At 58.9% G+C, this 24,814-nt stretch carries 19 protein-coding genes and 1 pseudogene; 8 read left to right on the top strand and 12 right to left on the bottom strand.

The window, feature by feature from the left end; all coding sequences use genetic code 11:
* Window positions 1-19 precede the first annotated feature (19 nt).
* Both QD357_RS21370 and QD357_RS21375 read left to right on the top strand, forming a co-directional pair.
* Window positions 20-979: a glycoside hydrolase family 26 protein gene (locus QD357_RS21370; RefSeq protein ID WP_414124983.1), complete on the top strand. Its 960-nt coding sequence runs from the start codon at window positions 20-22 to the stop codon at window positions 977-979.
* Window positions 980-1,164: 185 nt separating this feature from the next.
* Window positions 1,165-2,922 carry a GMC oxidoreductase gene (locus tag QD357_RS21375; protein ID WP_414124984.1) on the top strand — a complete coding sequence of 586 codons (1,758 nt, stop codon included), beginning with the start codon at window positions 1,165-1,167 and terminating at the stop codon, window positions 2,920-2,922.
* Window positions 2,923-3,009: 87 nt separating this feature from the next.
* Here the strand turns inward: QD357_RS21375 and QD357_RS21380 are convergent, their stop codons facing one another.
* The 4 genes from QD357_RS21380 to QD357_RS21395 form a co-directional block, all read right to left on the bottom strand.
* A complete protein-coding gene (locus QD357_RS21380) occupies window positions 3,010-4,239 on the bottom strand; it encodes an ABC transporter substrate-binding protein (RefSeq protein ID WP_414124985.1) in 1,230 nt (409 codons plus the stop codon).
* Window positions 4,236-4,838 carry an ANTAR domain-containing response regulator gene (locus QD357_RS21385; protein WP_414124986.1) on the bottom strand — a complete coding sequence of 201 codons (603 nt, stop codon included), beginning with the start codon at window positions 4,836-4,838 and terminating at the stop codon, window positions 4,236-4,238. The genes QD357_RS21380 and QD357_RS21385 overlap by 4 nt, the downstream gene beginning before the upstream one ends.
* A 203-nt stretch (window positions 4,839-5,041) precedes the next feature.
* On the bottom strand, window positions 5,042-7,228 hold the full coding sequence (locus QD357_RS21390) for a TonB-dependent siderophore receptor (protein WP_414124987.1): 2,187 nt from the start codon (window positions 7,226-7,228) through the stop codon (window positions 5,042-5,044).
* Between the two features lie 172 nt (window positions 7,229-7,400).
* Complete coding sequence (locus QD357_RS21395; protein WP_414124988.1) at window positions 7,401-8,285, bottom strand: helix-turn-helix domain-containing protein; 885 nt, start codon at window positions 8,283-8,285, stop codon at window positions 7,401-7,403.
* A gap of 272 nt (window positions 8,286-8,557) precedes the next feature.
* Between QD357_RS21395 and QD357_RS21400 the strand changes: the two genes are divergently transcribed.
* On the top strand, window positions 8,558-9,055 hold the full coding sequence (locus QD357_RS21400; RefSeq protein ID WP_183939676.1) for a histidine kinase: 498 nt from the start codon (window positions 8,558-8,560) through the stop codon (window positions 9,053-9,055).
* Window positions 9,056-9,169: 114 nt separating this feature from the next.
* Here QD357_RS21400 and QD357_RS21405 read toward each other — a convergent pair whose 3' ends face one another.
* On the bottom strand, window positions 9,170-9,649 hold the full coding sequence (locus QD357_RS21405; protein WP_414124989.1) for an NUDIX domain-containing protein: 480 nt from the start codon (window positions 9,647-9,649) through the stop codon (window positions 9,170-9,172).
* A gap of 187 nt (window positions 9,650-9,836) precedes the next feature.
* On the opposite strand from QD357_RS21405, the gene QD357_RS21410 reads away from it, so the two are divergent.
* Together QD357_RS21410 and htpG are read left to right on the top strand one after the other, a co-directional pair.
* Window positions 9,837-10,307 (top strand): hypothetical protein, encoded by a 471-nt coding sequence (locus QD357_RS21410; RefSeq protein ID WP_183939680.1) that lies wholly within the window; start codon window positions 9,837-9,839, stop codon window positions 10,305-10,307.
* Window positions 10,308-10,456: 149 nt separating this feature from the next.
* Window positions 10,457-12,346 (top strand): annotated as a pseudogene (htpG, locus tag QD357_RS21415) (molecular chaperone HtpG).
* An 86-nt stretch (window positions 12,347-12,432) separates the two neighbouring features.
* Here htpG and QD357_RS21420 read toward each other — a convergent pair.
* Window positions 12,433-13,800: an FAD-containing oxidoreductase gene (locus QD357_RS21420; RefSeq protein ID WP_414124990.1), complete on the bottom strand. Its 1,368-nt coding sequence runs from the start codon at window positions 13,798-13,800 to the stop codon at window positions 12,433-12,435.
* Between the two features lie 375 nt (window positions 13,801-14,175).
* Here QD357_RS21420 and QD357_RS21425 point away from each other — a divergent pair, with 375 nt between their 5' ends.
* Both QD357_RS21425 and QD357_RS21430 read left to right on the top strand, forming a co-directional pair.
* Window positions 14,176-15,921, top strand: coding sequence for a type I secretion system permease/ATPase (locus QD357_RS21425; RefSeq protein WP_414124991.1), 1,746 nt, complete (start codon window positions 14,176-14,178; stop codon window positions 15,919-15,921).
* Complete coding sequence (locus tag QD357_RS21430; protein WP_414124992.1) at window positions 15,918-17,228, top strand: HlyD family type I secretion periplasmic adaptor subunit; 1,311 nt, start codon at window positions 15,918-15,920, stop codon at window positions 17,226-17,228. Before QD357_RS21425 ends, QD357_RS21430 begins: the two co-directional genes overlap by 4 nt.
* Before the next feature lie 85 nt (window positions 17,229-17,313).
* On the opposite strand, the gene QD357_RS21435 is transcribed toward QD357_RS21430, so the two are convergent.
* The 4 genes from QD357_RS21435 to QD357_RS21450 form a co-directional block, all read right to left on the bottom strand.
* Window positions 17,314-18,744, bottom strand: coding sequence for a family 16 glycosylhydrolase (locus QD357_RS21435; protein ID WP_414124993.1), 1,431 nt, complete (start codon window positions 18,742-18,744; stop codon window positions 17,314-17,316).
* Between the two features lie 415 nt (window positions 18,745-19,159).
* Window positions 19,160-19,414 carry a DUF982 domain-containing protein gene (locus tag QD357_RS21440; protein WP_183939691.1) on the bottom strand — a complete coding sequence of 85 codons (255 nt, stop codon included), beginning with the start codon at window positions 19,412-19,414 and terminating at the stop codon, window positions 19,160-19,162.
* Between the two features lie 278 nt (window positions 19,415-19,692).
* Window positions 19,693-19,935, bottom strand: a complete 243-nt coding sequence (locus QD357_RS21445) for a DUF982 domain-containing protein (RefSeq protein ID WP_183939693.1) — start codon at window positions 19,933-19,935, stop codon at window positions 19,693-19,695.
* Between the two features lie 284 nt (window positions 19,936-20,219).
* The gene (locus QD357_RS21450) at window positions 20,220-21,545 is read right to left on the bottom strand and encodes an NAD(P)/FAD-dependent oxidoreductase (RefSeq protein WP_414124994.1); all 1,326 of its coding nucleotides are present in this window, start codon (window positions 21,543-21,545) and stop codon (window positions 20,220-20,222) included.
* Window positions 21,546-21,795: 250 nt separating this feature from the next.
* Here QD357_RS21450 and QD357_RS21455 point away from each other — a divergent pair, with 250 nt between their 5' ends.
* Window positions 21,796-22,272, top strand: a complete 477-nt coding sequence (locus QD357_RS21455) for an Lrp/AsnC family transcriptional regulator (protein ID WP_183939697.1) — start codon at window positions 21,796-21,798, stop codon at window positions 22,270-22,272.
* 36 nt (window positions 22,273-22,308) lie between these two features.
* Here QD357_RS21455 and QD357_RS21460 read toward each other — a convergent pair whose 3' ends face one another.
* Window positions 22,309-23,970, bottom strand: a complete 1,662-nt coding sequence (locus tag QD357_RS21460) for an ABC transporter ATP-binding protein (RefSeq protein WP_414124995.1) — start codon at window positions 23,968-23,970, stop codon at window positions 22,309-22,311.
* Complete coding sequence (locus QD357_RS21465) at window positions 23,970-24,812, bottom strand: ABC transporter permease (RefSeq protein WP_183939701.1); 843 nt, start codon at window positions 24,810-24,812, stop codon at window positions 23,970-23,972. The genes QD357_RS21460 and QD357_RS21465 overlap by 1 nt, the downstream gene beginning before the upstream one ends.
* Window positions 24,813-24,814: the final 2 nt, after the last annotated feature.

Genomic DNA, 24,814 nt, shown 5'->3' on the forward strand with positions numbered 1-24,814 from the left:
TTGACAGGAGGAAAAACCAATGAGCAACAGGAAAACCAAAGCAGCAGTAATCGCCTTATTCGTAACCTTGGCGACGACGGGAACAATCTTGGCGGCGAGCATACCCCGCGGCATCCCGGTCGGCGGAGCGGCTCATCCCGAACCGATCACCGACAAGCGGCCGCTGATCGGTCCTGACTCGGTTACCTTCGGCGCATATGATCCGCATGGTGACTTCAAGGACGACCCGAATTCGAAGATCGAACATATTTTCCTTCCTTGGGAAGATGTCGACCTGGGAACTTTGTCGCTCGCCGATGATTACGCCCAGAAGCGAGGTCGGAAGCTTTTGATTACGGTGGAACCGTGGTCTTGGGCGTCGGATTGGCGATCGACATCCGAAGCGCTGCTCCAAGGCATTCTGGCCGGCAAGTATGATAGCAACATGGCTGCCGTCTGCTCGACTGCAGCCTCGCTAAAGAGCGAAGTGACCATTCGCTGGGCGCAGGAGATGGACGAAACCKACAACCAATTCACCTGGTCGCACTGGAAACCCAGCAGCTATGTCGCCGCTTATCGGCGGATGGTGAATGTTTGCCGCCAGCACGACAAGTCGGCGGAATTCATGTGGTCGCCCAAAGGCGAACCCGGCCTTGCCGCCTTCTATCCCGGCGACGATGTTGTCGACGTCATCGGCCTTTCGGTGTTCGGCTTGCAGCAGTTTGACCGGGATCATTTCGGCGTAGACCGGACGTTTGCCCAATTGCTGACGCCCAAATACAAGCTGGTCCAGGCCTTCAACAAGCCTGTCGCGGTCGCTGAACTCGGCTATGAAGGCGATTCCACCTATGTCGCCAACTGGGCCGCGAACGCTGCCAAGCGATATGCGGAATTTCCGAAGCTAACGGCCGTTGTCTACTTCAGTGACAAGGAACTCTATCCTTGGCCGAAGCCCTATGGACTTCCCAATTGGCGGGTGGTCAAAGAAGCGAGCTTCTGATCGTGAAGTTTTTCGACTTAAGCGCGCAGGATGATCTTTTACGCGAGGCTCCGATCTATCATAATATATAGGTGTCGGGGCCTCCACTTTTGGTCATCTTGGTTATCGATCAAAATTTTCGTAGAAGGCAGGTGTGATCGTTTTGACGTCGAAATACCTGCTTGTAGTAACGGAAGCTGACCGTGATGAAAATCGAGCAACTGTCTAATTACGACGACAATTCGATCATTGCAGCGGACCTCGTAATCGTAGGGGCTGGCCCCGCCGGGCTGACGATCGCAGCCCAATGTGCGAAAGCAGGCAGAAAAGTACTCATCGTCGAAAGCGGACTTGAACTTGAAAATCCGGCACATTCGGCGCTGAACGAGGTCGAGAGCGTCGGCCAGCCTCAGTCGGAGGCGCAGTCCCGCAAACGGATCGAATTTCACAGCCCGCAAGCCAGGTTCTGGTCCCAGGAAGCCCAGCCCTTCGGCGTTCGCTGTCGCGCGCTTGGCGGATCGACCCATGCCTGGGCCGGGAAGTCTGCACCTTTTGATGGCATTGACTTCAAGGTTCGCTCCTGGGTTCCCAATTCCGGGTGGCCGGTCGATCGCGAACAAATGGATTCTTATATTCTACGCGCAATGGATGTGCTGAATCTCAGCCCCAAAGAGCCGCCGGGCCGTTTCGACAAGGAGGGGCTTCATTCCTTCTATTGGCAGTTTGCCCGCTCGCGCGTGGATCGGCTCGACGTCATGCGCTTCGGCAGCGAATTCATGGCGCAACGCCCGGACAACGTTGACGTTCTTCTGAATGCGACCGTGACGCGTGTCGGCCTGAGCCCGGACGGATCGCGTTTCTCATACCTCGATGTCGCAAGCATTGAAGGCAAGCGCGCGCGCATCCGGGCCACACAATGCGTGCTGGCCGCAAGCGGGATTGAAAACGCCAGGTTGCTGCTGGCGTCCAACGACGTGCATTCAAATGGAATTGGCAATCACCACGATGTCGTCGGGCGATATCTCATGGATCATCCCGGAGCGCGCGTCGGTGCCATCCCGCCCGACCAGATAGCCGTGCTCACCAAGCTCTTCGGCTTCTTCGGTGTTCATCACAATGGCCGGGCGCACATGTTCATGCATGGCTTGGCGCTGACGCCGGAGATACAGGAGCGCGAGAAGCTGCTGAACGCCGCTGTCTATTTCTCCACGGAGCGCGCACCCGACGACCCATGGGATGCTTTGAAGCGGCTGGCCCGCCGACATAGTACAAAAGTCGGACGCGATCTGCTTACGGTTGCGGCGGGCTCCGGACTTATCGTCAAGGGACTCGGAATGAAGGTCCTTTCTKACGGCCGAACGCCGAAGGCCCTCAAGGATATCGTCATCAACACCGCAATCAGGATGTCCCCGAACTTGGTCGCCAATGAATTCCAGGATCATGGCGTGCCGCATAAGCTGGTCGGCCTGAGGATCGAGGCGATCTCCGAACAAATTCCAAATCCGGACAGCAGGATCAGTCTCAGCTCCCGCAAGGACCGGTTTGGTGTGCCGTTGGCGAAAGTCGCCTGGCAGATCAACGATGTTGAACGTCAGACGCTGCTCAGAACCGCTGAGCTTTCACGCACAGCCCTGGTGGGCGCGGGCTTGCCTGCTCCTAGACTTGAGGATTGGGCGCTGGAACGGCGGCCAGAGGACATCGTCATCATCGACATGGCCCATACCCTTGGCACGACCCGAATGTCGGCCGACGCGAAGACGGGCGTCGTCGACCAGAATTGCAGGGTTCACGGCTTGCCTAATCTCTATGTCGCCGGCGGATCGGTGTTCCCGACCAGCGGCCACGCAAATCCGACATTAATGATCCTGGCCTTTGCGATAAGGCTGGCCGATCATCTGAATTCGAACGTCGCAGGGTTTGAAGCTTCGGCGTCGGGTTGGGATAGAACGCTCGAAACGCATTAGAGCGATTAAGCGCTCCGTCGCTCTACCTCATTGTTTTTACCCAATTTCCGGACGGAAAACGGCTCACGCACGTTTCCTGGAATTGCTCTAATCAGCCGCCTTCGGCTGTCTCTGCGCGTCGATATAGGCATCGATCCTGTCCGGATCGAACAAGCCGCCGTCGAAGAAGCCATCGGGGCCGAGGGTCAGGCTGGCGTCGGTGGAACCAACCGGCGTTTCCACCCGAAGAGCACCTTCGACCTTGGCGCTGGCGCCGGGCAGGGGCACGCCAAGCGCCTGCAACGCCGATCGGTATATGTCCGGCCTGTAGGTATTGCGGGCAATGGTCTCGTTGTGTTCGTCGTGGGCGACCTGTCCCCAGCGCACCATTTGCGTATAGAACCACAGCGCATGGCTTTTCCACGGGAAGGTTGCCGCCTTGGCGCGGGGAACGAAGAAATCCCTGACGCTCGTGATATGACCGCCTCCGACCTGCAGATCGCCGGAAAGGGCTGGCAACAGCCAATCGACGGGCCGGCCGATGTAGGCGGGCTTGGCAAGGACCGATGCCAAGGTTTCCCTATTTTGCGGGTCGGAGCACCAGACGGCAGAGCGGTACAAGGCCCTGAGAAGAGCGGCCAGCGCGTCGGGGTAATCGTCCGCCCAGCCGGCATTGGCGCCGAGCACTTTTTCCGGGCTGGACTTCCAGATGGCCGCCTTGACCGTTGCCATGTGACCGTTGCCACTGACGACGCCAGCCGTATTCCACGGCTCGCCGACGCAATATCCGTCGATCTGGCCGGCTCCGAGCGCATCCGGCATTTCCGGCGGCGGCAGGATGATGATTTCCATCTCGCGATCGGGATCTATGCCGCTGGCCGCAAGCCAATAGCGCAGTTCGTAGTTGTGCCCGGAATGGGGGTGGACGACGGCGAAACGCAGCGGGCGTTCCGTGCGGCCGAGAACGACCTGATGCAGGGCTTTGCCGTTGCTGCCGGCATCGAGATCATCCGTTGCGCCGGCAGCGGCCATTTCTGCCCAAAGCGCTGACGATACCGTCACCGCGTTGCCGCCGAGGCCGAGCGCCATCGGCACGATCATCCACGGCGCAAGCGGCGTCAGCCCGAGATTGCAGGCAATCGGCATCGGGGCGAGCATGTGCGCCACATTGTAGCGGCTGACCGCCAGCCGGTCGCGAATATTGGCCCAGGAGACCTCCCGCACGAGCTGGAGGTCGATCGCCTCGGCCTCGGCGAAACCCTTTTCCTTGGCGATGACGAGCAGGGCGCTGTCGAGAAGGGGCAGGAACCCGGCGATGATCTCGTGTTTCTGCGTCATGCATTTTCTCCTGGATCGAGCAGGCCGATCGCGGTTACCAGACTTTGCGCAATGTCTATGATCTTGCGGTTCTGGTTCATGGCCGTCCTGCGCATCAGCGCATAGGCCTCGTCTTCCGAAATGCCCCGCGATTTCATCAGCAGGCCTTTGGCGCGGTCGATCACCTTGCGGTTCTCAAGTTCGCCCCGGGTCTCTTCCAGCTCGCGATTGAGGCGTGCGAACGCGTTAAAGCGGCTGATGGCCATCTTCAGGATCGGCCGCACTCGCTCCTGCTTCAGCCCGTCGACGATATAGGCGGAAACGCCGGCATCGACGGCCGCTTCGATCGAGGCTTCGTCAGACCTGTCGACGAACATGGCKATCGGCCGTTTTACGGCGCGCGAGAGCTGAAACATGTTTTCGAGCATGTCGCGATTGGGATTTTCCAGATCGATGACAATCACATCCGGATTGATCTCGCTGATCCTGCGGGCGATGCCATTGATGTCATGGACGACCGTGACGTTCTCATACCCGGCCTCACGCAACCCGGCCTCGATGATCGAGGCGCGAATGCGGTTCTCGTCTATGACCAATACGGCAAGGGTATGGGATTTCATCGTCGCATATCGCCTCCGGCCCAAGCTCACAGGTTGAAGCGTCATTCAACTGCTAGAGCCGCCGGTGCTTCCTTACGATCGGTTCGCCGCAATCGCAACGGCAAAGGGGGCCGATAAGGTCCAATGCCGGGGAATTTGTACGTCAATGTATTAAAGTGAAGAACGAGGATTGCATCCGGCAATCCTCGTTCCTTTGGCATATATTACCACTTCTTGCTGAGCTTGAAGGTGATAGTCCGCGCATCGCCGTAGCCGCAGACATTTTCTCCGGCGCAACCCGAGACGTATTCCTTGTCGAATAGGTTGGCGACGTTGAGCGAGGCGCCCCAGCCCTTCTTCTCGTAGCGGATTGCCGCATCGAAGAGTGTTGCCGACGGCACGCGCAGCGTATTTGCCTCGTCCGCCCAGGATTTGCCCTGATAACGGACACCCGCTCCGACGCTCAGGCCCTCGAACGCGTCGCTGGTGAAGGAATAGTCCAGCCACAGCGATGCGGTGGAATTCGGCACGAGATAGGGCGAGTTGCCGACGACGGTGGGATCGATATCCTTTGTTATTTCCAAGTCTGTGTAGGAATAGGAGCCGAGCAGCTTCCAATTGTCGTCGAGATTGACCTTGCCTTCGAATTCGACACCGCGCGAGCGCACTTCGCCGATCTGCCGCTGCAGGAACGTGACGGGATCGGTCAGCGCCATATTCTTGCGGTCGATCTGGAAGATCGATGCCGTGAACAGGCCGTCGATGAAATCCGGCTCGTATTTGACGCCGGCTTCATACTGCGCGCCTTCTTCCGGAACAAGGCCGCCGCCGGTGACGCTGGTGCCGACCTTCGGATTGAAGAAGGTGCCGGCGCTTATATAGGGCGTGATGCCGTTGGCGAATTCGTAGGCGAGACCGGCACGGCCGCTCGCCGCCTGGTCGGTGGAACGATAGGTGGTGCCGACGGTGGCGTCGGAGTTGGTATCGACAAAGTCGTAGCGACCATTGAGGGTAACAAGCCAGCCGCCGCCGAAGCGCATCTGGTCCTGGGTATAGATGCCGATCTGCTGCTGCGTCAGCACCTGATCGAGATAGACGAAATTTGCGCCTTGCGGCGTGCCATAGACCGGGTTGGTGGCGCTGATCGGATTGGAGCCGCAGCAGGCCTGGATTTGGTCCAGCCGATAGATCGAATAGTCCGAGCCGATCATGAAGTTATGGCTGACCGCGCCGGTATCGAATTCGTTCTGCGCGCGCGTATCGACCGAGAAGGTATCGACCTTCGATCGCTCATAGAAACCGATACGGTTGAGCATATAGCTCGGATCGTCATAGGAGGCATCGAGCGGATTGCCGTCAACATAACCGTTCAGATACGGGCCTTCCTCGCGCTTGTAGAGATGGCCATAGCGGGCATTCTGCGACACGGTCCAGCCGCCGTCGAATTCGTGCGAGAACTCGTAGCCAAGCATCTGCTGGGCGTATTTCAGGTTGTCGATATCCGGTTCGCCATAAAAAGCCTTGCGATCGATCTTGCCGAAGGGAGCGTTGACCACCGTTCCGACATAGGGAAAGAAGCCGTTGCCGCTATGAACCTCATCGAGGCCGCTGACCATGCCGTAGACGGTGAGCTTGGTGGATTCATCAGGCGAAATGGTGAGCTGCGGCATGATGAAGCCGCGCTTGTCGTGGGTATAGTCGCTATAGGTATCGCCGCCCGCGATCTTGCCGGTCAGCCGGTAGCGATAGACGCCGTCGGCCGAAAGCTTGTCGGAAAAGTCGAAGCCCAGGAAGGCGTTGCCGATATTGTTGATGCCGATCTCGGTATGATAGTAGGGATCGTCGGTCGGCTCCTTGCGCACCATGTTGACGATGCCGCCCGGATTGGCGCCGCCATAGAGCACCGAGGCTGGACCCTTTAGCACCTCGACGCGTTCGAGCATGAAGGGATCGATCTGGAAGCCGCCGAACCCATAGCTGTAGAGCGTCAGCCCGTTCAGGAAGACGCCGGTCTGCGTCGCATCGAAGCCGCGGATATAGAACCAGTCGGTATCGCCGTCATTGCCAAAGGGCTGCGTGGTGACACCAGGCGTATAGCGCAGCGCCTCATCGACCTTGTTGGTGATGCCGCGATCATTCATTTCCTGCCGGCCGACAACGGAGACCGCTTGCGGTACCTCGGTGATCGGCATATCGGCCTTGGAGCCGGTCGTCGTCTTTTTGGCGACATAGCCTTTGACCGGGGCGGTGCCGCTCGCTTCGGTGTTGTCCTGCCCGGATTGGACGACGAGTGGTTTCAGCTCTGTCGGGCTCTCCCGCGCCGCAGCCTGCGAGCCCAGCATTAGTGCCGCGATGGCAACGCCCATTGCCAATGCCCGTTTCATCGATACGTCTTCAGTCATTCCCTGCATTTCCGTCGCCAGCTCCAACTTCGCAACATCCGGCCGAAGCCAGGTGGTCTTCCTTCACAATAAGATGAGCAATTAACTCATATTAATCGTGGCGGCTTGTCTCGAATGCGGGAAATTGAACGTTCTTGGGCAATTCTCCACAATGCCGGCAATTGCCCGCAGGATGTGGCTTTTAGGCAATCCGGCTGCGTTTCCAGTTTGCCGGAGTAGTGCCGACATTCTTGCGGAAGACGCGGGTGAAATGCGCCTGATCGGCAAAGCCGGTCTCGACGGCGATGTTGGTGAGCGGCGTATCGCCGTTCAGCAGCAACTGCTTGGCCCGCTCAAGCCGCGCCTTGGTCTGCCATTGGTGCGGCGGCAGGCCGGTCGACGCCTTGAAGGCGTGGCTGAAATGCGATTGTGACAGGCCGGTCAGCGACGCCAGCTCTTCCAAGCGGATGTTTCGGAGGCAGTTTTCCTCGATGTAATCGACCGCCCGGCGCAATTGCCAGGTGGCGAGCTCGCTTCGCTTGCGCGGCTGGGATCTTCGAAGCTGCAGCACATCGATCAGCAGCGAAAGCGTCAGGCCATCGCCATAGAGATCGTGCAGAGGCTCCGGATTCTCGCATTCGGCAGCGATCAACTCTGCGAACGCCATGAGCCGAGGGTCGGAGAAATGCAGGCGCGGGCTGTCGAGGCCGGACGGATCGATATCCCCCATCAGCCGCTGGCTGATGACCTCGGCGTCGAAGTGAATATCGAGATGGCGGACGAAATCGATATCGGCGAGATCGGCCCAAAGCTCCATCCCCGCCGGAATGTAGGAAATCCTTTCACGCTCAAACTCTTGCTGCCGGTTTTGGACGCGTGGCGAGAGCCTGACGCTGCTGGTGCCGGAGCCGCGCTGATCGAGCAGAATGAAAAGCCTCGGATCGTCGGCGATGTAGTAGCCGCCCGCGCGGGCCGCACAATTGACGTTCCAGACGTCGGCAACGATACCGTTCCATCGGCGTCGACGAACGCCGCCAATGACGGAGAAGCCGCCGATCTTGTTTTGCATCCTTGGCTGAAACGTCATCTGAGCTGCCAGTTCCACCTTGCATTAAAATCCTTCGTGACAAACTCAAGTTATTATATCAGCGAAATTCCCATGGCAATGCGCGCCGATTGCTGAAGGCCGGCAGGGAGGACGACACTCGCTACCAGAAAACACCCCAATTTTGAGCCTTTGGGCGATCGGACTTTGTCTCGTGTTCGTAATGGCTTGCCGATAGTTTTGCGGTAGCAACGTGAGTCTCACGCCTGCCGCTGACAAAACAGCACACAACCGACGCTGACCAGGACCTCTCCATGAAAAAAACGCTTCTCATCGCCGCGGCATTCGCAGCTTTCCCGCTTCTTGCTCACGCCGAAACCATACAGTTCCCAAGCGAGGAACCGATCGCCGAAGTTTCGATTCCACATACCTGGGGCCCTAAGGAAACGGAAACCGGCGTTGACGCAACGTCACCGGACTCCGCGATCTATTTCTCGATCGATATCGCCAGCGACAAGACGATTGATAAGACCCTCGACGACGTCATTGATTTCCTGTCGAAAAACGGCGTCGAGATCGACGCCAAGTCCAAGCATGAATTTCCGGATTCCGTGCTCAACGGCATGAAGATGGCGCATCTTGAATGGGATGGCAAAGACAAGGACGGCCCGGTCGATGTCGAACTCGGCCTGCTCGCGCCGTCCGAGCACAAGCTTCTGGTCGTCACCTACTGGGGATCGAAGGAAACTCAGGACAAGCATGACGAAGCGGTGCAGGGCATCATGCATTCGCTGAAGCCGCTCAACGACTGAATCGTCGTAGGCAAATGATGGCAAAGGCAGCGGCATATGCCGTTGCCTTTGTTTTTTCGCGGTCATGTGGGTTCGCCCTTCGAATGTTGCTGTTGCGATGAGGCGGTCGCCCGTTCAGTCTGCGGAGTCCTGTTCCATCGGAGGGCCCAGCGCTTCCAGTCGTTCCAGGAAGGGCAGTTGGCTGCCGAGGATCTTCCGGCGGGCATCGGCAAGAGCGAACCATTCGGCGCGATCGACCTCGGGAAAAGACTGAAGGCGGCCGCTTCCAGGTGGCCATTCGATTTCGAACAGATTGCTGCACAGGGTCGCCACGTCGAATTCGCCTTCGAGGGCAAAGGCGGTTACGTGTTTTCCACCCTTCTGACGCAGTTCGCCGAGCGGCTGCAACTGGCCTTCGGGAAGATCACCCATTTCCTCGGCAAATTCGCGTCGGGCGGCAGTCTMGGCCGCTTCGTCCTCCGGATATTCGCCTTTTGGAATGGACCAGGCGCCGTCATCCCGTTTGCTCCAGAAGGGACCGCCGGGGTGAACGAGCAGCACCAATATGTCGCTTTGCGTCCTTCTATACATCATGATGCCGGCGCTTTTCTTCATCGACGCTCATTCCCGCAACTGGAGCCATAGCGGTCCTTTTATCGAACGCCACAACAGCTTCATCGCCACGTTGCCGAAGCAGCTTACCAGAACTCTTGTTTGCCGGCCGGACCGGCCCGTCCGTGATTCAGGTCGCTGTCAGACGGCGGCTATAGGTTACCGCAGATAACTAGGTAGATCGATGAAAATGGCACACCAGATCGTCGACAGCTACGAGATGAAGACGATTGTCCTCGGACCGGATATGCGGACCATCTACGTCGTCAGCGGCGCACTGCCGGAAGAAAGCGCAGTATTCCCGCACTGGGCGAATGAACGGGTTGTCATCGCGCAGGTGATGATAGCCTATATCCAAGGAGAGGCGCATCGTCTCGATATGGTCCAGGGTTATTTCGAGGATCTGGACGAGACCGGCAAGCTGAAAAACAATTCGCAACTCAACCTGTTCCACACGATCGCCAAACAATTTTTCTCGACGATTTCGGGTTCACGGCCGGCAGCGATTGGCGACGTGCTGGAACAAGCGATGTGGCACTGCAATCCGCGAGAGAATGCAAAGATTTACGAGCGGCTGCTGGCCTATTTCGTTTATGGCCGAAGAGATCCGTTTATCAGGCAATTTCCTACCGCAGGGTCCATCCAGCCAACACTTCATTGAGATGCAGGAAAAAAACCGCCAGGCAGACGAATTGCGGCCGAAATCGGCGGGCAGTTCGCCTGCTAGCACGGATGACGCTCTTGAATTTTTGCGCTTCTTCCGCCACCTCTTCCGCGCGACTTTCAATATTCTCAGGAGATCAGACGCCCATGACGACGACCACCGCAGAAAATCACGCTGAGAGCCACGTCTTCGAGGCCGACGTCGCCCGCCTTCTGCACATGATGGTTCACTCGGTCTATTCGGATAAGGATGTTTTCCTACGAGAGCTGATTTCAAATGCGGCCGATGCCTGTGAAAAGCTTCGATATGAGGCAATCGCCACGCCTGCGCTGCTGGCGAACGATCCCGACAGCCGCATTGTACTAACGCTCGATGAGGAAGGCGGCAGGCTTCTCGTCGAGGATAACGGCATCGGCATGAGCCGCGACGAGATGATCGAAGCGCTCGGCACGATCGCTCGCTCCGGAACACGGGCGTTCATGGAGCGCATTGAGGCCAACAAGCAGGGCGAGGGCGCGCAGCTCATCGGACAGTTCGGCGTCGGCTTCTATTCCTGCTTCATGGTCGCCGAGCGCGTCGATGTCGTATCCCGCCGTGCGGGAGCGGACGATGCCTGGCTCTGGTCCTCCGACGGCAAGGGCGGCTATAGCGTCAGCCCGATCGATGTCAGCGAGGCGCCGGCGCGCGGCACGCGCATCACCTTGCATCTGATGGACGACGCCAAGAATTTCGCGTCTCGCTGGACCATCGAGCGGATCGTCAAGGAGCAGTCGGGCCATGTGCCGGTTCCGATCAGGATCGCGGAGAAGCCCGGCGCTGAAGCAACGCAGCTAACCGACGGCACCGCGCTCTGGACCAAATCCAAGAATGACATCACGAGCGAGGAATACACGGACTTCTATCGCGGGATTTCCGGCCAATACGACTAACCGGCCCTGACGGTGCATTTTCGCGCTGAAGGCCGTCATGAATATTCCGCGCTCGCCTTCGTGCCCGGCTCCCAGCCGTTCGACCTCTTCGACCCCGATCGCAAGGGTCGCATGAAGCTTTACGTGAAGCGGGTCTTCATTACCGACGACGCGGAATTGCTGCCTCGTTATCTCCGCTTCGTGCGCGGCCTTGTCGATACTGCCGACCTACCGCTTAATGTTTCGCGCGAAATGATCCAGGAAAGCGCAATCCTTGCGTCGATCCGCAAGGGCGTCGCCAACAGGATCATAACGGCCATCGAAAAGCTCTCCGAAAGCGATAACGACGCCTTCCTCAAGCTTTGGGAAGCCTTCGGAAGCCTGATCAAGGAAGGCATCTACGAAGACTTCGAGCGGCGCAGCCAATTGATGGCACTGTCGCGTTTTCGCACGACCGCGTCCGGCGAGGGCTATCGCTCGCTTTCCGATTACGTCAAAGACATCAAGGACGGCCAGCAGGCGATTTATTATCTGGTCGGCGACAGCCTGGAGCAATTGAAGGCATCGCCGCAGCTCGAGGGTTTTCGCGCACGCGGCATCGAAGTTCTACTGCTGACGGATTCCGTCGACAGCTTCTGGGTCACCAATGCCCCGGAATTCGAGGGCAAGAGCTTCAAGTCGATCACCCAGGGTTCCGCCGATCTCGCGCAATTCAGCAAGGTCGAGCAGGGCACGCCGGCAAGTGAGACGGCACCCGCGGAGGTTCAGGCGTTCATCGATTTTGCGAAGGAGAAGCTCGCCGATCAGGTATCGGACGTGCGCGCGTCGGATCGCTTGATTGAAAGCGCCGTCTGCCTGGTCGCTCCCGAGCAGGGCTACGATCGGCAACTCGAAAAAATTCTACAGGGCGCCGGCCGTCTGCAGGGCGGCGCAAAGCCGATCCTGGAAATCAATGGCGACCATCCGGTCGTGAAAGCCGTTGCCGCCAGAACCGATCAGCCATCCCTGCGCGATGACGCTGCGTTCCTGCTGCTCGATCAGGCACGCGTTTTGGACGGCGACAAACCGGCCGATCCGCGCGCTTTCGCCGAGCGGCTGGCGCGGCTGATGGAAAAAGCGCTGCGGTAAGTGAGAGCGTAGCGGTTTCCGCTATCAAAGGTTTCGCAGCGGGTAGGGTCGTTTTTCCATCCGCTGCGGATTTATAGGCCGTATGGCTAAGCCGATTTGAGGCCGCCAAGAAGCGTCGGAATAAGTTCAGACACGGTGGGATGGATCGGCACGGCCCATTTCAGCACCGGATAGGGCGTGCGCGCATGCATGGCGTCGATGAAGCCGTGGATCGCCTCGTCGCCTTCGACGCCGAGGATTGCGGCGCCCAGGATCTGTCCGGTTTCAACATCGGCGACGACCTTCATCAGGCCTTGCGTTTCGCCCTTTTCGATGGCGCGTCCGACCCGGCTCATCGGCATGGTGGATGTGGAGATTGATCGTCCCTTTGCCCGCGCCTCTTTCTCCGTCATTCCGACGCGTCCGAGAGGCGGATCGATATAGAGCGCATAGGCAGGAATACGCTCGCTCAGCTTCCGGTCTTCGCCGTCGAGGAGATTGGCCGCGACGATCTCGAAATCATTGTAGGAGGTGTGCGTGAAGGCGCCGTGGCCGTTGCAATCGCCAAGTGCCCATATGCCGTCGACATTGGTGGAGAGGTGATCGTCGACGACGATATAGCCCTTGCTGTCGAGTGCCACACCGGCCTTTTCGAGGCCGAGATCGTCGGTGTTCGGCCGCCGTCCGGTGGCGATGAGAAGATGGCTTGCTTCGACATCCGGATTGCCGTTTGCGGTCGAGATGCGGATGCTCTCGCCGCTCTTCGACAGTTTGATGTCTTCAGCATTCGTATGGATCGATATGCCTTCGGCGCGAAGAACATCACCGATCCCCTGGCAGATATCGTCATCCTCTCGCGGGGCCAGGCGCGGGCCGCGTTCGATGATGCTGACATCGGTGCCGAAGCGCCGGTACATCTGCGCGAATTCGAGGCCGATATAGCCGGCGCCGATGATGGCAAGATGAAGGGGCAGGGCCGTCAGGTGGATGATGGAGGTACTTGTCAGGTACTCGATGTCCGAGAGCCCAGGCAGATCGGGAATGGCCGGCCTTGCGCCGACGTTGAGAAATATGCGCGGCGCAGTCAGCGTTTCATCGCCGACGCTGATGGTTTTCGCGCTCTCGAAGCGGGCATGTCCCCGTATCAAGGAAATTCCATCGGTGGATGTGAGCCAGGCGGTGAGCGAATTTCTGGTGTTGTTGGTGACGGCTGCCGCACGCCTCTCGACGGCCGCCATATCCGTCAGCATCCCGCCACCCCTGCGGATGCCATAATCCGCGCTTCGCCGTATCACATGGGCGGTGCGGGCGCTGGCGACCAAGGTTTTGGTCGGCATGCAGCCGGCATTGACGCAGGTCCCGCCGACGAATTTTCGTTCTATCAGAGCCACCGTCATGCCGGCGGCCGCAAAACGCCCCGCCAGAGCCGGCCCCGCTTGCCCGGCACCGACGATAATTGCGTCGAAGGTCCTCATGCTCATCCMTCCCGCAGTTTGATGTCTGTTTTTAATGTCCGGTTGAACTGGATGCCGACGCCCAGCMTCTTCCAGTTTAGCAGAGTTGGGCGGACTCAGGTCGAAAACCTGGAAGGGCGGCGGTAATGAATTTTGAAGAGGCCCCTTTCTGCGGCAAATCCACGCAATGACCGCATCCCGGTCTGCACTTAAGCGGTGCGCAGCCTTGACGACGAGCGCCGCTAGACCATGTCTGGCCGCATACCTGCCGTAAGGGAACACATGTGCCGTAAGGAAACAGAGTGCGAAACGCTAGACATCCGGCAAGAGAAAGGCCTCGACAAACTTTCAGGGCATCTCTGCTACGCGCGACGATAACGTAAGGATTTAAGCAACGTGCTTGCTGTCCCGAAAGAACCACCACAAAAGTTCATCTCGCTGATGCTGTCTTCCCTTCGAAAGGCGTTTTTCAGCATTGCCATTGCGAGCGCCGCGATAAACATGCTGGCGCTGACCGGCTCCTTTTTTATGCTGCAGGTCTACGATCGGGTTATTCCGGGCCGCAGCCTTCCAACGCTCGCCGGCCTCGCACTCATCGCTGCGACCCTGTTCATATTCCAGGGGGCCCTGGAATTGCTGCGTTCGATGCTGCTCGCGCGTGTGGGGGTCGCTCTCGATGAGCGGCTGAACCAAAAGGTTTTCGGCTCGCTGATTTTTCTGCCAACAAGAATGCAGGCGCCCGATGATGGGCTCCAGCCCGTCCGTGATTTGGAACAGGTCCGGTCGTTCTTATCCGCAGGCGGGTCGACGGCGTTGTTCGATCTGCCCTGGATGCCTTTCTATCTCATTCTATGTTTTCTGTTTCATTTCTGGATCGGCTTTACCGCCCTTTGCGGCGCCATCCTGCTCATCGTCCTGACGGTGCTGGCAGAGGTGCTGTCTCAAAAACCAGCCCTGCAGGCTGCGAAGTCTTCCGCCGCTCGTCTCGGCTTCGCACAGGCGGCGCGGCGAAACTGGGAGGCCGTGGTCGCCATGGGCTTCAGCGGCCGCCTGACCGAGAAATGGACGGCAATGAACGAGGAGTATCTGGGAAACCAGCTCTCCGCCGGCAACATCGTTGGCACGCTCACCACGATCGCAAAAATTTTGCGGATGATGCTGCAATCCACCGTGTTGGCGGTCGGCGCCATCCTTGTCATCAAGCAGGAGGCGACGGGCGGCATCATCATCGCCAGTTCGATCATGGTCACCCGTGCGCTGGCTCCGGTGGAGCTTGCAATTGGGCAATGGAAGGGCTTCGTCTCCGCCCGCCAAAGCTGGTCGCGCCTCGCCAAGCTGCTGGATGTCGCTCCTGGCGAACACCGGGCCGTGGCTCTGCCGGTGCCGCAAAAGGAGCTTTGCGTCGAGAATATAAGCCTCACATCTCCCGGCAGCCGCGATTTCATCCTCCGCAATATCGCATTCAAAATATCGGAGGGGACGGTACTGGGCGTGATCGGCCCCAGTGCTTCGGGAAAATCGTCGCTTGCCAGAGCCATTACCGGATTGTGGCCGGTCGTGATCGGCTCAATCAGGCTCGATCAGGCGGCTCTATCGCAGTGGGAACAAAGCGATCTCGGACGCCATATCGGATATCTGCCCCAAGATGTCGGTTTGTTCGACGGCTCGATAGCAGAGAATATTTCCCGCTTCGCAAAGGACATGCAGCCCGGACCGATTATCGCGGCGGCAAAGGCGGCCGGCGTATACGACATGATTGTCAAGCTGCCCGAAGGGTTCGACACGGTCATCGGTGAGGGCGGCTCGCGACTTTCCGCCGGTCAAAGGCAGCGCATTGCCTTGGCTCGAGCCCTTTATGGCGATCCGTTCCTGGTGGTTCTTGACGAGCCGAACTCCAATCTGGACGCCGAGGGCGAGGCATCCTTGACCAAAGCCTTGATGGGTATCCGGGCACGCGGCGGCATTGCCATCGTCGTCGCTCACCGGCCGAGCGCTCTGGCCGCCGCGGATAAAGTCGCGATCATTGCCGACGGCAGATTACAGGCATTCGGACCCAAGGATGAGATTCTTGGTCCATCCACGAGGCATTTAGGGACTGGTCCGGTGCGTTTGATGATAGCCGGCGAGGATGTGAGCGGATGAAAAACACGGGCTTGTCTTCCACGGAACGCGCGATCCGCCGCCTTTCGATTTTTATAGTAGCGACAATTCTTCTTCTTTTCGGCGTGCTGGGCGGTCTTGCGGCAGCAACGAAGATTTCGGGGGCAGTCATTGCCTCCGGCACTCTCGTCGTCGACAGCTATGTAAAGGCCGTCCAGCACCTCAAGGGTGGGATCGTTGGCGAAATCCGTGTGAAAAATGGCGACCACGTCGATGCCGACCAGATATTGATCCGGCTGGACGATACGCAGACCAGAGCCAATCTCGGCATTATCAGAAAGCGTTTGAACGAGCTTTCCGCCAGAACGGCGCGTCTGGTTGCAGAGCGCGACGACAAGACCGCGATCACCTTTCCGGCAAATCTGTTGTCCAATGCCGGTGACGATAGCGTCGCGAGCGTACTTGCCGGCGAGCGGCAACTGTTCAGCGACCGATTGGCATCGCGACAGGGCCAGAAGTCTCAGTTGCGCGAGAGAATCCAGCAGTTGAAGCAGGAAGTGGACGGCCTCGTTGCGCAGGAGAAAGGGAAGCGGATCGAGATCGAGCTCGTCAACAAGGAGCTAGGCAGCCTTCAGCGGCTGTTCGATCAAGGCATCGTTCCGGCGGCAAAGGTCTATTCGCTGCAAAGAGACAGCGCCCGCCTGACGGGAGAGCTTGGTAACCTTGTTTCGTCGATTGCCCAGATCAATGGCAAAATTACCGAAACCGAACTACAGATCATTCAGATTGACACCGACCACAGCTCCGAAGTCTCTGACCAACTGCGGCAGGCCGAAAGCGATACCGGTCAATTTTCCGAGCGGTTGATCGCTGCTGAGGACGATCTCAAACGCGTGGATATACGGGCGCCGCAGGCAGGCATTGTCGATCAGTTGAATGTCCACTCGGCAGGTGCGGTCATCGGGCCGAAAGAAGCCATCATGCAGATCGTCCCCGACAAGGATGCGCTCGTCGCCGAACTTAAGCTTCCGCCGCAAGATATCGACCAGATCGCCGTCGGGCAGGTGGTGGCATTGAGATTTTCCGCCTTCAACCAGCGCATCACACCCGAACTGAACGGGCATGTTGAAACCGTTTCGGCAGATCTGACGACCKACCAGCACTCGGGGCTCGGCTATTATATTGTTCGCACCAAAGTGCCGAAGGAAGAATGGGATCGGTTGGGAAAGCTGGCGCCTCTTCCCGGCATGCCGGTGGAAGCATTCATGCAGACCAGCCAAAGAAGCGTTCTCGCCTATCTGACCAAGCCGATGACCGATCAGATAGAGCGCGCCTTTAGAGAGGATTAGGACACTCCTCTAAGGTGTTGCATAAGCGAATGTGCCAAGTAGAAGCGCAGCCGTTATGAACGACTGCGCTGAGCTTAAAGCCCTATCAGATATGCCAGTCCGGAGTATGGGCAGCCGCAGCCGCGGCTGTCTGGGTGAGATGGTCGTTTAGCTGATAGGCTTTGATGTAGTCGATTTTCATTTCCGAGTCTGTCAGGCTGGCCGTCGGAGTGCCGGCTGTGCCGCCAACGGCTTGATCCACCAGCATATACATTGGGCTGTGCATATCGGCCGGCGTTGCGGTGTGCGCGATGGCCACGTCGTCGAAATACCAGACGATCTGATCCTGATCCCACAGCACACCATAATTGTGAAAGCCATCGGTGCTGGGAACTTGCACTGGAATGGATTGCTGCGTGTGCTGACCCGTTTCGTTCGTATGAAGCGTGACATTGACCGTGTTCGGATCCTGCCCGCGCATTTCCACCACATCGAGTTCCGGCGGCCAGGAACCGTCTTCCGGCAGAAGCCAGAAAGCCGGCCATGTGCCTTGATCATGCGGCATCTCGGCTCGCATCTCGAAATATCCATAGGTCTGGGCAAACGTAGAATGGGTGGTCAGGATGCCGGACGTATAGTTATGGTTGTCCAGCAGTGATTTCAGTGAATCGGGCGTCGGTTGAGCTGAAATCGTCAATACACCGTTCGAAACGGAAAATGGGTTGACCGATGCGGTCGGGCCGTAAGACGGATTGATATACCACTGCAGCTCGCCGGTCATGCTGCTGCCCTTATCGGGCGCCCACCAGTATTTCGCATCCCAGGTGCCTTGCGTTCCCTGATGGAGCGAAAGCGTGTTGAAATCGTCCGAAAAGGTTTGCGTGAGGTCGGAGCGGTCGAGCCCGAGCTGGAACTGGTCGGCATGCAGGTCGGCAGCGGTCTTATTGGCGAAAACCAGGCTCTCCCCGTTGCCGAGATCCAGATGCAGATTGGCGCCCTGCTGCGCAAGATGACTGAGGACCTGATCGAAGGATGTCAGCCCGTATTGGTTCAGGCGCACCTTGTCGTCGCTGCTGAAATCGGTGATCAGGTCGCTGCCATTACCCTTGGTGAAGATGAAGGTGTCTGCACCGCCGCCGCCGGTCAGAACGTCGTTGCCCGCCCCGCCATCGATGGTCTGGCTGCCTGTGCCCCCGGTGATGATGTTGTCGGCGCTGTTGCCGAAGGCGTGGCGGTTATTGCCGGTCACCGTAAGATTCTCGAAATTATCGGGTAGCGTGTAGTCCATCCACGTGTTGATGGTATCTACGCCCCCTCCAGGCGCCTCGGACGCATGGTTTAAGCTCGAATAGAGATAATAAATATCGTCTCCAGTGCCGCCGACCATCGTCACGTTAACGGACGCGTCACCCCATATCGAATCATTTCCAGCCGTGCCGTAAAGCGTCGGGCCAGAGCCCGTGGCGGAAAACCAACTTGTCGACGTGCCGCTGTAATAGAGCGTTTGGCCTAGGGCATTGAGAACTGAATTGGGCATCGGAAACCTCTCTCCGTTGTGCTTGGCTGTCTCCTCCACAGAGCCAACATTCCTTCGCGCTTACGTTAGAAAGATAACATTTTCCGCGTCGCAGCATAGCCCCCTGCGACGTTAATTTCAGCTTTGCGTAATGTTTGTCCGGCTAAAGATCTCTGCGCTCAATCTCAAGCTGTGCTGGCCCATAGCCATAAATAAAAGCCCGCCGCAGACCGGGAGTCGAGTGTCGCGGCGGGCTCACGCTCCAGCGGCCGGCGTGGTACACCGTGAGCTGCGGGCAAACGTCCCGCTGGCATGAAACCAAGAGGAAGCGTTTAGGTTCCCTGAGTCGTGATGCCTTGCGACAATTCGTAGCAGGCCGAAGGTCGCGCGCGACGTAGCAGACCGCTCCCCAGAAGATGAGGAGCGGCTTAAGACCTCATTGCAGCAGAGCTACGCCGGCCTCTTCCGCCGCCTTGATGAATGCTTCTCGCGCGGCTTCTACACAGACCACACCCATTATCGCATCAAGGCATATTCGTACCGCGGTCACATATTCTTCGCCGTCTTCAATCGGCCAGTGTTCTAGCAGCGTCTCCGTCGCATCCTGTACCGAATTGATCCGCCGATACCCCTCCGCGCCTCCCATCACGAGCGTCACGGCGGAGAAGGGCCGCAAAGTGTTTCGTTTCAAAACGCACTACCTCCGAAACATATAGACTTCGGTAACCTTGCAAAAAGCGTTCCGCGGAAGGCGGCGCGATCTATTCGCCTCCGCGTAGCGGGCGAAATTGCCAGAGCATGGTATCGGGGGAGCCGAACATGCCCACGCCAGAATGCGACGACAGGCAGGGCATGGCGCGGCTTAGGGTGACCAAAGCGCTAGCTCTGTTGGGGAGGGATGTCGGTGAAGCCTAAAGCGGCTTGCCGTGCTCCGCGTCGTGGGTGGCGAGGAGCGATCGGCAAATAACCTCAGCGGCGAGCCAGAAGCGCCTCGAGGGAGGCCATTTCAAAGGCGTCACGCGCTTCGCTCGCCGTACATTCGTGCTCGAGTGCGGCGCTGCAGACCTTCTTGGCTTCCCTTAGAAAGACGCCATCGGCAATCGGCCATTCCCTTTCCAGGCATCCCACAGCTTCGGCCGGGCTTTTGACGGCCTTGTGTTTCCCACTGCTGACAATGACGGAAACGGGTGCCGTCCATGCGAGAGCGCTCATTCTGATCCTCCTTTGTCTTTCATGTGAAGTTAGGCAAACGATGGTTTTGTCACTCGGTTCCAAGAGTGAGATCAAAAAGTTCCATCTGCGCACGAAAAAAACTGCACAGAGAAGCAAAATTCCAATCGGGATACCCCGCGATGCCCTGTCAAAGAGCATCGATCATTGGACGGCCGGACTTAAGGCTACTGGCGTCCAGATTTTCTGCGATGATGCTTGCAAGCACAATGTCAGTGCTGGCGACTGTGGCTATATTACGCGCCGTCGGCTCGCCTGTGAAGCTGTCAAAACTCCGCGACCTCGCCCCAGACCGAGCCATTCAGCCGATMCGGATGATAGGGCTTCGGGTCGACGATCGGCTTCGCGCCGGTGACGAGATCGGCGACGAGATGGCCGGCGCCCGGGCCGATCCCGAAGCCGTGGCCGCTGAAGCCTGCCGCCAGGATCAATCCGCGCAGCATCGAGATTTCGCCGATCCCAGGGACACCGTCGGGTGTGCTGTCGATATAGCCGGCCCATGCAGCGGAAACCGGCGTATGGGCAAGCGCTGGAAGCAATGCCCGCGCCCGCTCAAGGGTCAATTCGATCTGCTTGTGATCCGGACGGGGATCGAGAATGCGGTTCCGTTCCATCGGTGTCGGCCGATCGAGCCGCCAGCGCGACAGAGTTTCATGCCCGTTCTTTAAACCTTCGAGACCACCGGGAGCGAGGCTGCGCCAGCGCTTGGCGAACATCGGGACAAAATGGCGGGCGAAACGAAGCTGCTGCAATGTTGGATCGATGCGGGCGCGGCCGCTGATCGCCAGAGTATAGCCGCCGTCGCCTCTGCGTGTGGCCGAGACCGCGGCAGTATGCAGGGCCGCCGGCAGGCCTTCGGCACCGGGCGCGACCGAGAGGATCGAGGCGCGGGTCGATGCCTGCGGAAAGCGAATGCCGAGCTGCCGGCAAAAGGACGATGTCCATGCGCCGCCGGCCATCACCACCGTTCGGGTACGGATCGTACCGGCCTCGGTCACGACGGCGCTGACATGGCCGCCTTTGGTCTCAAGACCGCGGGCTGCGCACATCTGATGAACGCTGCTGCCGAGCGCCATAATGGCGCGGGCGATCACGGGGGCAGCGCGAGACGGATCGGCCGTGCCGTCGGTCGGCGAGAAGACGCCGCCTTTCCAGCGCCGGCCGGTTGCGGAGCCGAATTCACTTGCCTGTTTTTGGTCAAGCATATGGGTGGTGACACCGACACCGCGGGCGAACTCGCCCCAGCGTGCCCAACCGGCAAGTTCCGTGTCGTCATTGCTCAGATAGAGCAGGCCGCAGCGGCGGAAGCCTGTGTCCTCTCCACTTTCCTTGCCGAATTCTTCCCAAAGGGCCAGGCTTTTGGTTGCCATCGGCAGTTCGCGCGCATCCCGGTTCTGCTGCCGGCACCATCCCCAGTTTCGGCTGGACTGTTCGGCGCCGATCCGCCCCTTTTCGAGGAGCGCGACCTTCAAGCCTCGCCGCGCGAGATAATAGGCGGCAAAGGTCCCGACAATGCCGCCGCCGATCACCACGACATCAGCCTCTTTGGGTAGCGCTGGGGTGGTTTCGATATGAAGAAGGGGGGCAGGCATGGCACTCTCCGGTTACAGGCGAGCATTTTAGTCGAGGTTTCCCAGGGCAAATGCTGCAGATCGCCGTCAGACAGCATTTCCTTCGGTCGAATACGGCCATGGTGAATACTTGTGCTAAGATGCGGATTTTACGAGGTTATATTGACGTTATAGGGTTCGATTTCGCTTGCTATGCAAGGCTTTCCGCATAAAATGACAAAAGATTATTCCGCCATGCAGCGCTTCGCTGCCCGCGAAATGGAGCGCGCCGATGAAACTCGACCGGATCGACATCAAGATCCTTTACGAATTGCAGAAAAACGGCCGCATCACCAATGTGGAACTCGCCGAACTCGTCAATCTCTCGCCCAGCCCCTGCCTGATGCGGGTCAAGAAATTGCAAGCCGAAGGGTATATCATCGGCTATTCGGCGCAGATCAACATCGCCAAGCTCGGGCAGACGCTGACGGTGTTCACAGAGGTCACGCTCAAGAACCATCGCCAGATCGATTTTGCTCGATTCCTCGCGGCGGTCGAGAAGGTGGACTCGGTGGTGGAATGCCATCTCGTTTCCGGCGGCTACGACTATCTGGTGAAGTTCGTGACCGCCGGCATTGCCGAATACCAGACGACCATGGAACGGCTGATCGACATGGAAATCGGTATCGACAAATATTTCAGCTTCGTCGTGCTGAAATCGCCGATCGTCAAAGCGCATATGCCGCTCACCAGCCTGTTTCCGGTCTAATCCCTTTTCCCGGCTGTCTATTCGCCGAACCGCGGCTCAGCGTTTCGCAAAGGCGCCCACCAGCTCGGGATTTTGTTCCAAACTATCCAGCCAGCCGGTGCTGAGCTTCGGCACCGAGGAGAAGAGCAGTTTGGAATAAGGATGCTTGGCGCCGCGGGCGAGATCGGCGGATGCGAGTTGCTCGATCTTCTCGCCTGCATACATCACCGCAATCTCGTCGCAGATCGCTTGCACGGTCGATAGATCGTGGCTGATGAAGATGTAGGAAAGCCCGAGCTCGCGTTGCAGTTCCTTGAGAAGGTCGAGGATGGCGGCGGCAACGACCGTGTCGAGGGCCGAGGTGATCTCATCGCAAAGGATGAGCTTCGGCTCGGCCGCAAGTGCGCGTGCAAGGTTGATGCGCTGCTTTTGGCCGCCAGACAGTTCCGGCGGGCGCCGATGCTTGAGAGCCTTGGGCAGGTGGACCATGTCGAGTAGCTGGTCGATGCGCGCCTCACGCTCCCTGCGGCCGAGATTGTGATAGAAGGCAAGCGGCCGCCCGAGTATTTCACCGATCGACTTGGCAGGATTGAGCGCCGTATCGGCAAATTGAAAGACGATCTGCAGCTTTTGCAGCTCTTCGCGCTGGCGATTGCGGGCATCGGCGGCAAGCTGTTTTCCGTTGAACACGACGTTCCCGGAAACCGGCGGCAGGATGCCGGCTATGGCGCGGGCAAGCGTCGATTTTCCGCAGCCGGATTCGCCGATGACGCCGAGATTGCGGCCGGCTTCGAGCCTAAGGCTCACGGATTTGAGGGCGGTCGCAGCCGGTAGGCCGTTCGGCTGGATGGGGCCATAGCCCGCCACGACGTTGGTCACCTCCAGTAGGGCGGGTGTCTTTTCCGGTTCTGTCGACGCAGGCGAGGCATAGAGTTTTGGTTCGAAGGCACCCAGCAACTGGCGTGTATAAGGATGCGCGGGTGCGGAGAGGATCTGTTCGGTCTTGCCGATTTCCTGGACTTCCCCGCCCTTCAGAACGACGATGCGGTCGGCGACTTGCGCCACGACGGCGAGATCGTGAGACACATAGACGCCGGCAATACCGCCCTTTTTCATCACCGATTTGAAAGCCCGGAGAACCTCGATCTGCGTCGTGACGTCGAGCGCTGTCGTCGGTTCGTCGAAAATCATGAGTTTCGGATTGCCGATCAGTGCCATGGCGGCTGAAAGGCGCTGTAGCTGGCCTCCGGACACCTGATGCGGATAGCGCGCGCCGATCGTATCCGGGTTCGGCAGGCTCAGCGCCTTGAAGAGCTCGACGGCACGCGTCTTTGCCTCCTCGGCCGGCATCAGGCCGTGGATGCGGGTGATTTCGATCACCTGCTCCATGATCGTCTGCGCTGGATTGAAGGCTGCCGCAGCACTTTGCGGGACATAAGCGACCTCGGTTCCGCGGATGCGAGCCCTGGCCTTTTCGGGCAGGCTTGCCATGTCCTTGCCGGCGAGCAGGACCTGGCCGCCGCTGATCCGGCAGCCCTGCCGGGTATAGCCCATCAGGGTCAGTGCGATCGTGGTTTTACCCGAGCCGCTCTCGCCGATCAGGGCAACTATTTCCCCTTCCTGGATATCGAAGCTGACGCCGCGGATGATGTCGACCTGGCGGCCGGCATCCGTCTTGGCCTCGACCTTCAGGTCGCAAATTTCGACGAGTTTGGCCATCAATTGCTCCGGTCTCGGATCTTCTGGGGGAGGTTGTCGATCAGCAGGTTAACGCTGATCGTCAGACTGGCGATCGCGATGCTCGGGAACATCACTGCCGGCGCGCCGAAGGGCAGGCCGCCGATATTTTCGCGCACCAGCGCGCCCCAATCCGCATTCGGCGGCTGCACGCCGAGGCCGAGGAAGGAGAGTCCCGACAGGAGCAGCACGATGAAGACGAAGCGCAGGCCGAGATCCGCCATGACAGGCCCAAGGATGTTGGGCAGGATTTCAGAGCGGATGAGATAGAGCGCCCCTTCGCCGCGGGCGCGGGCGACCGTGATGAAATCCATGGTGTTGATATTGACCGAGAGTGCCCGCGAGAAGCGATAGGCGCCGGGCGTGTAGATGACGGCGAGCGTTATGATCAGCACCGGGATCGACGAGCCGACGCCGGCGACGACCACGAGGCCGAACAGCTTGCTCGGGATAGAGTTCAGCGCATCGAGAAAGCGGCTGAGCACACTGTCAAACCAGCCGCCGATCACCGCTGCGATCATGCCGAGCGCGACGCCGACGAAGCAGGCAATGCAGACGGCGGCGAGCGAGATGCCGACGGTGTAGCGCGCACCCATGAGGATGCGGGAGAAGATGTCCCGACCGAGATAATCGGTGCCGAGCCAGAACTTGGCGGACATCGGCCCGAAATAATCGAAATCGACGATGTCGCCGATCGGGTAGGGGGTCAGCAGCGGCGCGAAGATGGCGACCAATGCCCAGGCGAGGATGACGGCTAAGCCGAGCATGCCGACGATATTGAATCGGAAGCCGAACCGGCGAGGGGTGAGTGCGGTAAGAGCCATGG

This window comes from Rhizobium sp. BR 317, from assembly GCF_047445835.1.
Taxonomy (GTDB): domain Bacteria; phylum Pseudomonadota; class Alphaproteobacteria; order Rhizobiales; family Rhizobiaceae; genus Rhizobium; species Rhizobium paranaense.